The sequence below is a fragment of the Microbacterium sp. bgisy189 genome (genome assembly GCF_057707225.1).
In genome coordinates, this window is sequence record NZ_JBYIPT010000004.1 from 189,693 (window position 1) to 201,415 (window position 11,723).

The following is an 11,723-nucleotide window of genomic DNA, read 5'->3' on the forward strand; positions in this document are numbered from 1 at the left end:
GCGAGGGCAACCAGACGATCATAGCAAAGCTCAGGGCGTGCTCGTGACCTCGGTACCCACCGGCGGCGCGTCCCCGGGCGTCCATTGCAGCCCGTCGACACCGTGGCCGAACGCCACCGGATGGCCACTGCGAAGCACGAGCACATCGGCCTCGAGTTCGTCGATCGCTTCGCGGTCGCTCGTGATCATCAGCAGCGCCATCGGACGCTCATGCATGCGCCGCGCGAGCGCGCCGCGCACCGTCGCGCGCACTTCCGGGTCGAGGTTCGCGAACGGTTCGTCGGCGACGAGCACCTGCGGGTCGAGCACGAGTGCGCGCGCCAGCGCGACACGCTGCCGCATGCCCGCGCTCAGCTCGTACGGGTATTTCGGGGCCGCGCCGAGCGGCAGCTCGAGCTCGTCGAGCAGGCCCGCGACGCGAACCGCAAGCGCGCGACGGTTGACCGTGCGGTCGCGAGCGGTGATCGGCTCGCCGATGACGTCGGCGACTGTCAGCCTGGCAGGCAGCGCCGCCCCAGCACCCTGCGCGAGCCGGCCGGTCAGGTACTCGCGGACCCGCAGCGACCGTCCGCGCTTGTGCACAGGGATGCCGGCGACCCGTGCCGAACCACCGGCCACGACGAGCCCACGCTCGGCGCCGCCGCCGAGGATCGAGGCGAGAGAGGACTTGCCCGACCCGGTGCCGCCCATGACCGCCAGCGCGTCGCCGTATCGCAGGGTGATGCTCACACCCTCGATCACGCGCTCTCCCGCCCGCGCGAGGGACAGGTCGTCGCACTGGATCGCGACGGCCCCCGCCTCGGGAGTGGAGATCGGCGCACGCATGCGGTTCATCCTGCCTGGTCGACCGGGCGGACGCTACTGCGCCTCGGCCAGCGCGCGCCGCTGCTGGTCGAGATCGCGGATCTCGAGGCCGATGCGGCGCACCTCATCGAAGTCCGTCGACGCGCGACGCTGCGCACTCATCAGATCTGCCTTGCGACGCTCCAGGGCGCGCATCCGAAGGCGTCGCGCGAGAGACTTCGTCGAAGCGCGAGCCTCCTCTTCGGTCAACGCCGGGAACGCGCCGGTGAGCAGTTCTGCGGCAAGGGAGCGGTACGGCTCCCGTGTCGTGTCGATCACCGTGGAGGTCCAGCCGACGCGGGAGCGGTCGCCCGCCTCGACGATCGCCTGGCGGACCGCGTCGAGCGCGGGATGGAGCATGGTCAGCGACAGTGCGGCATCCACCTCGACGGCGTCGACGACGTGCCCGTACTGCAAGATGCCCATCAGCGCATCGCGTTCGAGCCCGACGTCGACCGAGCGCGGGAGCGAGGCGAGGGTGACACGGACGGCCGGCTCGCCCTGCTGGTCGCCTGCTTCCGGTGCCGGGTGGGCGCCGTCGCTCGTGTCGTTCGTGCGGGCAGCGGCGCGGGTCACGGCGCGGTGCACGTCGCGCAGGTCTTCGCCCAGTCGCCGGGCGAGAACACGCTCGTAGCCGGTGCGGATGCCGTGGTCGCGGATCTCGGCGACGATCGGCGCGGCGTGGGTGAGCGCGGAGAAGCGACCCTCCACCGAGTTGAGATCGAAGCCGGCGAGACGCTGGTCGATGACGAACTCGAACAGCGGCGACTTCATGTCGATCATGGCGCGCACAGCGCCGTCGCCCTTGCCGAGCCGCAGATCGCAGGGGTCGAGACCGTCCGGACCGACGGCGACGTAGCTCTGCAGGTTCGAACCGCGCGCTTCGGCGAACGCGCGGACAGCGGCCTTCTGGCCTGCGGCATCCGGGTCGAAGGTGAAGATGATCTCGCCGGACGCCTCCTGCCCCACGATGCGGCCGACCGCCTTCATGTGGTCGGCGCCGAAGGCCGTGCCACAGGTCGCGATCGCCGTGGTCACGCCGGCGAGGTGGCACGCCATAACGTCGGTGTAGCCCTCGACCACGACGACGCGGTGGTCGCGCGAGATGGCCTTCTTCGCAAGGTCGAGGCCGTAGAGCACGGTCGCCTTCTTGTAGATCGCGGTCTCGGGGGTGTTCAGATACTTCGGGCCGTTGTCGTCGTCGAACAGTCGCCGCGCGCCGAAGCCGATCGTCTGCCCCGTGATGTCGCGGATCGGCCAGACGACCCGGCCACGGAAGCGGTCGTACACACCGCGCTGACCCTGTGAGACGAGCCCGGCCGCGGTGAGTTCTTCGTCGGTGAACCCCTGTGCACGCATCGCGTGGTGCAGGTTGTTCCAGCCCTTCGGCGCGTAGCCGATGCCGAAATGCGCTGCCGCGCCGGCGTCGAACCCGCGCTCCCCGAGAAAGCGACGACCGGCATCGGCTTCGGGGCTCGACAGCTGCCCGCGGTACCACTCGGCGGCGGCGGTGTTGGCCTGGTAGAGCCGGGTGCGGCCGCTCGTCTCGGGCGCCGCTCCCCCGTCTTCGTAGTGCACCTGGTAGCCGATGCGCGCGGCCAGCCGCTCCACCGCCTCGGTGAACGAGAGGTGGTCCATCGCGCGCAGGAACGAGTACACGTCGCCGGACTCGCCGCATCCGAAGCAGTGGTAGTACCCGACCTGGGGGCGCACATTGAAGCTGGGGCTGCGCTCGTCGTGGAACGGGCACAGGCCCTTCATCGATCCGACGCCCGCCGTCTTCAGCGCGACACGCTCTCCGATGATGTCGGCGATGTTCGTGCGCGCCTTGACCTCGTCGACGTCGGCCTGCCGGATGCGGGGCATTACAGCCCCTCGATCGGCTCGGGCAGTGCGAACGCGTTGGATGTGATCACCCTGGCATCCGAAGACCACAAGCCCAGTTCGCGCAGGTCGACGGGGCCGATCAGGCGCCCGTGCCATTCGATCGCGAAGCGGTCGGTGAGGCTCGCGACCTGGTCGACGATGACGCGCTTGCGGGCGGCGTCGGTCTCGGCGAGGGCGAAGTCCTCGGCGTGCAGCGCATCGAGGTGCTCGGGGTGGGCCAGCAGGGCCGACGCGAGCCGCTTGAGCACGCGCCGCTGTTCCTTGTACAGCCCCTTGCGCCCCTCGATCGTCACGACGAACGCGCCGATGATGCCCTTCAGCACGGCCATCTCGACCTCGATGACGCGGGGCACGATGACTCGCCCGGCGTAACGGGTGAGGACGGGGCTCGCGTAGTGCTCGCGGGTCGCTGCGGTCGCGGCGCGCGCGAACCGGCCGATGAGATCGCTCGTGAGGTTCTTCAGGCGCGCGACGGCGGCCCGCGTGCCGTCGAAGGACGTGAGCCACTCGGGCAGCTGCGACAGCCGGTACAACGCGTCGGCGAGTTCGTCGCGGGTGTAGTCGTACCCGACCCACGCCTGGATCGCCGTCAGCAGTGCTTCGCGTTCGCGCGGATCGGCGAGGCGGCGTGGGTCGAGGTAGCCGTTGAGCATCGCATCCTCGACGTCGTGCACCGAGTAGGCGATGTCGTCGGAGAGATCCATGACCTCGGCTTCGATGCAGCGCACGCGTCCCGGCGCGTCGGCGCGCAGCCAGGCGAACACCGCCTCGTCTTCGGGATACACGCCGAACTTGAGCCGTCCGCCGGGATCGGGAACAGGATTGTCGACCGTCCACGGGTACTTGCAGGTGGCGTCCAGGCTCGCCCGCGTGAGGTTCAAGCCGAAACTGGCGCCGTCATCGTCGATGACCTTCGCCTCGAGACGGGTGAGGATGCGGAGTGTCTGCGCATTGCCCTCGAACCCGCCGATGTCTTCGGCCCATTCGTTGAGGGCCCGCTCGCCGTTGTGTCCGAACGGCGGATGCCCCAGGTCGTGACTCAGGCACGCCGTGTCGACGACGTCGGGGGCGAGCTCGAGCGCGATCGCGAGCTCGCGGCCGACCTGTGCGACCTCGAGCGAGTGCGTGAGCCGGTTGCGCGCGAAATCCGCGGGACTCGCCGGGCTCAGCACCTGCGTCTTCGAGCCGAGGCGGCGCAGCGCCGCCGAGTGCAGCACGCGGGCGCGATCGCGCGCGAAGCTGTCGCGCTGGGAACGGTGCCGCTCGGGGTGGAATCGCTCGGCGTCGTGATCGGTGTATCCGTGCGGGCGGCCCGCTGCGACACCGACGCCGCTGGCGAGCTCAACCGCCACTGTGGTCCAGTTCGGCATCGGCGAGGGCGCAGGTGGCATCTTCGCCGAGGTCACGGGAATCCAGCCACCCGTCGGGCAGGGCGGGGCGCTTCGGGCTGCCGGCCCGGCCGCGCTGGCCCTCGGCGGCGGCGCCCGGGTACGGCGCGGTGAGGTCCATCTCGCCGACCAGGTCGTCGATCTCGGCAAGGCTCGACACCGTCGCCAGTCGTGCGCGCAGGTCGCCGCCGACCGGATACCCCTTGAAGTACCAGGCGACGTGCTTGCGGATGTCGCGGCAGCCGCGGTCCTCGCTCTCGAAGAATTCGACGAGCAGCTCTGCGTGGCGGCGGAACGCACGCGCGACGAACGCGAGGTCCGCGTCGACGGGTTCCCCGGGGGCCGCGTCCGCGCCGCCGAGCGCACGCGCCAGGTCGCCGAACAGCCACGGACGACCGAGGCATCCGCGCCCGACGACGACGCCGTCGCAGCCTGTCTCGGACATCATGCGCACCGCGTCGTCGGCCGACCAGATGTCGCCGTTGCCGAGCACCGGCACCGAGGTGACCGCCTCCTTGAGCTTCGCGATCGCGTCCCAGTCGGCCGAGCCGGAGTAGAACTCTGCTGCCGTGCGGGCGTGCAGGGCGACGGCGGCCACACCGGCATCCTCGGCGATGCGGCCGGCATCCAGGTAGGTGAGGTGGTCGGCATCGATGCCCTTGCGCATCTTGATCGTCAGCGGAATGTGCTCCGCCGCGCGCGCGGCGCGGGTGACGATGTCGCGGAACAGTCCGGTCTTCCACGGCAGTGCCGAGCCGCCGCCCTTGCGGGTCACCTTCGGGACGGGGCAGCCGAAGTTCAGATCGATGTGGTCGGCGTGATCCTCTTCGACGAGGATGCGCACGGCCGCCTCGACAGTGGCCGGGTCGACGCCGTACAGCTGGATGCTTCGCGGTGTCTCGGACTCGTGATGGCGGATGAGGCGCAGCGTGGTCTGGTTGCGTTCGACGAGCGCGCGCGTCGTGATCATTTCGGACACGTACAGGCCGGCGCCGTATTCGCGGCACAGCCGTCGGAACGCGGTGTTCGTGATGCCCGCCATCGGGGCGAGCACGACGGGCGCGTCGAGGGTGAGCGGGCCGATGCGCAGCGGGCGCACAGCGGTGGCGGGGGTGGTCACCCGACCATTCTCCCAGAAGCGCACCGCGCGGGGCGGAACCGGCATAGCCTGGGGATGTGAGCGAATCGACCGAAGACCTGCGCAGCATCCCCTTCCGCACCGCCGACGGTGCCGAGACGACCCTCGGGGGCGTCGCAGACGGCGCGATCCTGGTCGTCAACGTCGCCAGCAAGTGCGGCCTGACCCCCCAGTACGAGCAACTCGAGCAGCTGCAGCGCACCTATGGCGAGAAAGGGCTGACGATCGTCGGCTTCCCCTGCAACCAGTTCATGGGTCAGGAGCCGGGCTCGATGGACGAGATCCTCGAGTACTGCTCGGTCACCTGGGGTGTGAGCTTTCCGATCATGGACAAGGTGCGCGTGAACGGCTCGCACGCGGCCCCGCTGTACAAGGCGCTGAAGAAGACGAAGAACGTCGAGGGTGCAAAGGGGCCGATCCAGTGGAACTTCGAGAAGTTCCTCATCACGCCGTCGGGTGAGGTGCACCGGTTCCGACCGAAGACCACGCCCGACGCGCCGGAAGTCGTCGCGGCGATTGAGGCCGCCCTGGCCTGATCGGCATCGTGCAGTGATGGCACCGAGGAAGGCGCGTCGCCGACGGATCCTGATCTGGGTCGTCGCCACGCTGCTCGTCGTCCTGATCGGCGGACACGTCGCGGCGGCGTGGGGCATGTCGGATCAAGTCGCCGCCGAACTGGACGTGATCGACAGGCCGCCGACGGCGACCGATCCGGAGCAGGCGCTCGGACTGCCGTTCGAAACCGTGCACTACGACGCGCCGCTGGGCCCGACACCGGCGTGGGTGGTTCCCGGTGCGGCACCGGACGACTGGGTGGTGCTCGTCCACGGCCGGGCCGGTGCACCCGAGGACTGGATGGCGCAGATCGACACGATCCACGACGCCGGTTACACGTCGATGACGATCACCTATCGCAATGATGCCGGCGCACCATCCGCGCCCGATCGCCGGTACGGGATGGGTGCCACGGAGGGTGAGGATGTCACCGCGGCCGTCGACTATGCGGTGGCGAACGGGGCGACAAGAGTCGTGCTCATGGGCGTCTCGCTCGGCGGAGCGGCGGTGATGAGCTCCCTGCGTGACGGCGCGGACCCGGCGGTGTCGGCGGTCGTACTCGATTCGCCGATCCTCGACTTCTCGGATGCCGTCGACGCCGGCGCAGATCGGCTCGGTGTCTGGATTCCGCCGACGGTCCTGTGGCTGGGCAAGCAGGTCACGTCGTGGCGCACCGGGTTGGATTGGCAGCAGGTGGATTACCTGGAGCCGACGGACCCGCTCGTGATGCCGGCGCTGGTCATGCACGGCACATCAGACGACATGGTCCCGATCACGCAGAGCAGGGAGCTCGCGGCGCGGCATCCCGATCTCGTCACGCTGGTTGAGACCCCGACCGAGCATGCCGATGCATGGGCGTATGATCCGGACGCGTACGACGCGGCCCTTCTTGGATTCCTCGGGCAGGTGTTCTGACCGGGTCGGCCCCTCAGCCGGCGCGGTGCTCCGCCCACACTTGACGGGCGATCTGCGTGAACGCTTCGGCCGGCTGCGCACCCGAGACGCCGTACTTGCCGTCGATGACGAAGAACGGCACGCCGTTGATCCCGAATTGGCGTGCCTGATCCTGATCGGCGCGCACGGCGTCGAGATACCGGCCGTCGTCGAGCGCCGTGCGCGCGGCATCGGCATCCAATCCCGCCTCGCCCGCCAGGGCAGCGAGGTCTTCGACGCGGCCGACGTGGCGTCCTTCGGTGAAATACGCGGCCATGAGGCGTTCGGCCATCTCGTGCTGGCGACCCTGCTCCTTCGCGAAATGGAGGAGCTCGTGCGCCTTGACGGTGTTGGTGTGCTTGAGCAGATCGAAGCGGTACTCGAGACCCGCCTCGCGCGCCTTGCCGGTGACGGTCTCGAGCATCTGCCCGACCTGTTCGCGCGGCATCCCCTTGTGCCCCGCCAGGAAGTCGACCTCATCGCCGTCGAAATCGACGGGGGTGTCGGGCGACAGCTCGAACGAGTGGTACGTCACCTCCACGACGGGTGCGTCGTCATCGGCGGCTGCCGCGGCGAGTCCGTTCTCGAGGTTGCGCTTGCCGATGTAGCACCAGGGGCAGGCGATGTCACTCCACACGTCGATCTTGATGGCATCCGTCACACCGGATGCAACCGCTCGCCCGGGCGGATCTATTCCGTCGTCGGCGCGTCGACGGCGCCGCCGAAGCGGCGATCGCGATCGAGGTAGAGCTGGATTGCACGCCACAGCTCGGTGCGTGAGAAGTCGGGCCACAGCGTGTCGAGGAACACCATCTCGGCGTACGCGGACTCCCACAGCAAGAAGTTCGAGGTGCGCTGCTCCCCCGACGATCGCAGGAACAGGTCGACGTCGGGCATGTCGGGCACGTACAGGTGCTTGCGCAGCAGCTTCTCGGTGATGGCCGACGGCTTGAGGCGCCCGGCGGCGATCTGCTCCCCCATCGAGCGCATCGCGTCGATGAGCTCGTGCCGCCCGCCGTAGTTGACGCACATCGTGAGGGTCAGCACATCGTTGCCGGCGGTGAGCTGCTCGGCGTACTGCAGTTCTCTGATCACCGATCCCCACAGGCGCGGCTTGCGCCCCGCCCACCGCACCCGCACACCCCACTCGTTGAGCTGATCGCGACGTCGGTGCAGCACGTCGCGGTTGTAGCCCATGAGAAACCGCACCTCTTCGGGCGATCGCGCCCAGTTCTCGGTCGAGAACGCGTACACGCTCAGGTGCTTGACGCCGGCCTGAATGGCTCCCGCGACGACGTCGAGCAGCACCTCCTCGCCCGCGCGGTGCCCTTCGATCCGGGTGAGCCCGCGGCGGTTGGCCCACCGGCCGTTGCCGTCCATGACGATCGCGACGTGGCCGGGCACCGATCCCTTCGGGAAGGCTGGCGGGTGGATGCCGGTCCAATCCAGTGGCCGGTACGGCACCGCGTCGGGGTGGGTGTAGGGCTTGGGGGTCACCGCATGGCCTCCAGGTGGGACAGGGATCGGATGCCGCGTTCGAGGTGCCATTGGGCGTACGCCGCCACGAGGCCCGAAGCGGCGGCATTTGTCGCGGGCGCCGCGGCATCGACGACGTCCCATTCGCCGGCCATCAGACTGCGCAGCTGCTGCAGCGCCTCAGAGCGGATGCGGGCCGAGCCCGCGGGAGCGCAGTCGTCGCAGATGCTGCCGCCCAGTTGCGCGACGAATCCGGTGTGCGGACCGGGCGCGCCGCACCGGGCGCAGCCGTCGAGTGCCGGGGCCCAACCCGAGAGGGCCATCGCTCGGAGCAGATAGGAGTCGAGGATCGCGCGCGAGTCGTGATCGCCGCGGGCGAGGGAACGCAGGCCCCCGACGAGCAGCAGATACTGCTGCGGGGTGGCCTCGGCCTCGTTGAGCCGGTCAGCGGCTTCGACCATCGCGTGCGCAGCGGTGTAGCGCTCGTAGTGTGCCGCGATGTCAGCCCCGTACGAGCCGAGGGATTCGGCCTGCTGGACGACATCGAGGCTGCGGCCCTTGGAGAGCTGCACGTCGGCCACCATGAAGGGCTCGAGGCGGGATCCGAACCGCGACGACGTGCGTCGCACACCCTTCGCGACGGCGCGCACCTTGCCGTGGCGACGGCTGAGCAGCGTGAGAATGCGATCGGCTTCACCCAGCTTGTGGGTGCGCAGGATCACGACCTCGTCGCGGTAGGTGGGCACCCCTCCATTATCGGTCGCGCTCCCGACAGCGGGCTGGAGGCGCGGCGACCGTCAAGTGTTCACCAACGTGCGGATCGCACTGGAGCACCCGGTCGACGTCGACCTGCCCGCCGGTCCTGCGCGCGTCGAGGCAGAATGGATGCCGTGGACGAGCCGCTCTTCGTGATCCCGCTGTGGGCCGACCTTCTCGCCGTCGGACTCGGTGGCGTGCAGGGTGCCCTGTTCGCATCGGGCTTCGTCGGCCAACGGCGCCTCGACCTGCTCGGCGTCGCCATCATCGGCATGCTCATGGGCATGGGCGGCGGCCTCATCCGTGACCTGCTGCTGAACACGACGCCGGTGACGTTGCAGAGCAACTGGTATCTGCTCACCGCGACGGCGGCTTCATTGGTGGGCATGCTGCTTGCCGGCTTCTTCCACCGGCTCAACGGCGTCATCGTCGGACTGGATGCCGTGGTCATCGGCCTGTTCGGGGCGTTCGGCACTGCGAAGGCGCTCGTGGTCGGGCTGCCTGTCGTTCCGGCCGTGTTCGTCGGTGTGTGCGCCGCGGCAGGCGGTGGCGTGCTCCGCGACATGATGATGGGCCTGCCCGTCGCGATCATGCACGTGGGCTCGCTCTACGCGGTCGCAGCGGCGGGCGGCAGCATCGTTCTCGTCGCTGCCGAAGCACTCGGCGCCGACCTCGTCTGGGCGGCGGTCGCCGGCGTCACGGTCACCGCCGTGATCCGCCTGCTCGCCGTCATCTTCGACATCTCACTGCCAGAGCAGCGCGCCCTGCACCGCCGCAAGGTCGCGCTCGAGACCGCGGCGATCCCGATCGTCAAGCCCTGACGCGGCGTTTCGTCTCGTCGCTGTCCTCCTCGCTCAACGACCGGGATGCTGGACCCGGTCGTTGAGCGAGCGGAGCGAGACGAAACAAGACGGAGCGAGACGACTCAGACGCCCGCGAGGGCACCGGAGCGGTCGCGGGTGCGGATCGCACGGTTGACGCCCGACACGATCGCTTTCAGGCTTGCGGTCGAGATGTCGCCGTCGATGCCGACGCCCCACAGCCGCTCGCCGTCGACCTGCAGTTCGACGTACGCGGCGGCCTGGGCGTCGCCACCCGAGCTCAGCGCGTGCTCGACGTAGTCGTACACGGCGACGTCGAAGCCCTGTGCGCGCAGCACTTCGAGGAACGCCGCCACCGGGCCGTTGCCGCGACCGGATGCCGGGGTCGCCGTGCCGCCGTCGCGCAACGTGACCTCGAGGGAGACATCGCCCGACATGTCGCTGCTGGTCGCGGTCGACAGCAGTTCGAACCGGCCCCATTTGGCGTCCGCCTCGTCGGCGGGCAGGTACTCGTCGGTGAAGATCGACCAGATCTGGTCGCTCGAGACCTCACCGCCTTCGGCATCGGTCTTGGCCTGCACGACACCCGAGAACTCGATCTGCAGCTTGCGGGGCAGATCCAGCGCGTGGTCGCTCTTGAGTAGGTAGGCCACGCCACCCTTGCCCGATTGCGAATTGACGCGGATGACGGCCTCGTACGAGCGGCCGAGGTCCTTCGGGTCGACCGGCAGGTAGGGGACGGCCCAGTGGATGTCGTCGACGGTGACACCGGCGGCATCGGCTCGGGCGGCCATCGCCTCGAAGCCCTTCTTGATGGCGTCCTGGTGCGACCCGCTGAACGCCGTGAAGACGAGGTCGCCCGCCCACGGGCTGCGCTCGGGAACCGGCAGTTGGTTGCAGTACTCCGCGGTGCGCTTGACGTTGTCGATGTCGCTGAAGTCGATCTGCGGGTCGATGCCCTGCGTGAACAGGTTGATTCCCAGTGCGACGAGGTCGACGTTGCCGGTGCGCTCACCGTTGCCGAACAGGCACCCCTCGATGCGGTCGGCACCTGCCATGTAGCCGAGCTCTGCGGCCGCGATCGCGGTACCACGGTCATTGTGCGGGTGCAGCGACAAGATCACGTTCTCGCGGTGGTTCAGGTGCCGGCTCATCCACTCGATCGAGTCGGCGTAGACGTTCGGAGACGCCATCTCGACGGTCGCGGGCAGGTTGATGATGACCTTGCGCTCGGGCGTCGGCTCGAAGACCTCGAGCACCTGATTGCAGATGTCGACCGCGAACTCGAGCTCGGTGCCCGTGTAGCTCTCGGGCGAGTATTCGTAGAACACCTTGGTCTCGGGGATGCGCTGCTCGAACTGCCGGCATAGCCGAGCGCCTTCGAGCGCGATGTCGACGATGCCCTGCTTGTCCGTGCGGAAGACGACCTCGCGCTGCAGCACGCTGGTGGAGTTGTACAGGTGCACGATCGCCTGCTTCGCGCCGGCGATCGACTCGTACGTGCGCTCGATCAGGTGCTCGCGCGCCTGCGTCAGCACCTGGATGGTCACGTCATCGGGAATGAGATCCTCTTCGATGAGCTGACGCACGAAGTCGAAGTCGGTCTGCGATGCCGACGGGAACCCTACCTCGATCTCCTTGTAGCCCATCTGCACGAGCAGCTCGAACATGATGCGCTTGCGCTCGGGACTCATCGGGTCGATGAGCGCCTGGTTGCCGTCACGCAGGTCGACGGCGCACCAGCGCGGTGCGGTCGTGATGCGGGCGTCGGGCCAGGTGCGATCAGGCAGATCGACGCGGATCTGCTCGTGGTACGGCCGATACTTGTGGATCGGCATCGCCGAGGGCTTCTGGGTGTTTTCCATGATGTGTCGCTTCTCTTCGTCGTCGGGATGCGGGCACGCGACGAACTCCGCGACGAGGAGT

11 protein-coding genes are annotated in these 11,723 nt (G+C 68.9%); 3 read left to right on the forward strand and 8 right to left on the reverse strand.

The features are described from left to right. Window positions 1-30: 30 nt before the first annotated feature. From AC3ENX_RS07925 to dusB, 4 genes are read right to left on the reverse strand one after another with little or no spacing between them, the layout of a single operon-like run. Window positions 31-825 carry an ATP-binding cassette domain-containing protein gene (locus AC3ENX_RS07925; RefSeq protein ID WP_434811319.1) on the reverse strand — a complete coding sequence of 265 codons (795 nt, stop codon included), beginning with the start codon at window positions 823-825 and terminating at the stop codon, window positions 31-33. A gap of 33 nt (window positions 826-858) precedes the next feature. Continuing rightward, window positions 859-2,709 carry a DNA primase gene (gene dnaG, locus AC3ENX_RS07930; RefSeq protein WP_434811320.1) on the reverse strand — a complete coding sequence of 617 codons (1,851 nt, stop codon included), beginning with the start codon at window positions 2,707-2,709 and terminating at the stop codon, window positions 859-861. Next, on the reverse strand, window positions 2,709-4,100 hold the full coding sequence (locus tag AC3ENX_RS07935; RefSeq protein WP_434811321.1) for a deoxyguanosinetriphosphate triphosphohydrolase: 1,392 nt from the start codon (window positions 4,098-4,100) through the stop codon (window positions 2,709-2,711). The genes dnaG and AC3ENX_RS07935 overlap by 1 nt, the downstream gene beginning before the upstream one ends. After that, window positions 4,072-5,283 (reverse strand): tRNA dihydrouridine synthase DusB, encoded by a 1,212-nt coding sequence (dusB, locus tag AC3ENX_RS07940; RefSeq protein ID WP_434811322.1) that lies wholly within the window; start codon window positions 5,281-5,283, stop codon window positions 4,072-4,074. The genes AC3ENX_RS07935 and dusB overlap by 29 nt, the downstream gene beginning before the upstream one ends. A gap of 11 nt (window positions 5,284-5,294) precedes the next feature. Between dusB and AC3ENX_RS07945 the strand changes: the two genes are divergently transcribed. Together AC3ENX_RS07945 and AC3ENX_RS07950 are read left to right on the forward strand one after the other, a co-directional pair. Further along, window positions 5,295-5,792 (forward strand): glutathione peroxidase, encoded by a 498-nt coding sequence (locus tag AC3ENX_RS07945; protein WP_434811323.1) that lies wholly within the window; start codon window positions 5,295-5,297, stop codon window positions 5,790-5,792. A 16-nt stretch (window positions 5,793-5,808) separates the two neighbouring features. Next, window positions 5,809-6,726: an alpha/beta hydrolase gene (locus AC3ENX_RS07950; RefSeq protein WP_434811324.1), complete on the forward strand. Its 918-nt coding sequence runs from the start codon at window positions 5,809-5,811 to the stop codon at window positions 6,724-6,726. A 13-nt stretch (window positions 6,727-6,739) separates the two neighbouring features. Here AC3ENX_RS07950 and AC3ENX_RS07955 read toward each other — a convergent pair whose 3' ends face one another. The 3 genes from AC3ENX_RS07955 to recO are packed head-to-tail and all read right to left on the reverse strand — an operon-like array spanning window position 6,740 to window position 8,966. Then, a complete protein-coding gene (locus AC3ENX_RS07955; RefSeq protein ID WP_434811325.1) occupies window positions 6,740-7,405 on the reverse strand; it encodes a DsbA family oxidoreductase in 666 nt (221 codons plus the stop codon). Between the two features lie 29 nt (window positions 7,406-7,434). Continuing rightward, on the reverse strand, window positions 7,435-8,241 hold the full coding sequence (locus AC3ENX_RS07960; RefSeq protein ID WP_434811326.1) for an isoprenyl transferase: 807 nt from the start codon (window positions 8,239-8,241) through the stop codon (window positions 7,435-7,437). Next, a complete protein-coding gene (gene recO, locus AC3ENX_RS07965; protein ID WP_434811327.1) occupies window positions 8,238-8,966 on the reverse strand; it encodes a DNA repair protein RecO in 729 nt (242 codons plus the stop codon). Before recO ends, AC3ENX_RS07960 begins: the two co-directional genes overlap by 4 nt. A gap of 144 nt (window positions 8,967-9,110) precedes the next feature. On the opposite strand from recO, the gene AC3ENX_RS07970 reads away from it, so the two are divergent. Further along, window positions 9,111-9,797 (forward strand): trimeric intracellular cation channel family protein, encoded by a 687-nt coding sequence (locus AC3ENX_RS07970; protein ID WP_434811328.1) that lies wholly within the window; start codon window positions 9,111-9,113, stop codon window positions 9,795-9,797. 104 nt (window positions 9,798-9,901) lie between these two features. Here the strand turns inward: AC3ENX_RS07970 and leuA are convergent, their stop codons facing one another. Next, window positions 9,902-11,662: a 2-isopropylmalate synthase gene (gene leuA / locus AC3ENX_RS07975; protein WP_434811329.1), complete on the reverse strand. Its 1,761-nt coding sequence runs from the start codon at window positions 11,660-11,662 to the stop codon at window positions 9,902-9,904. Between the last annotated feature and the right edge of the window lie 61 nt (window positions 11,663-11,723).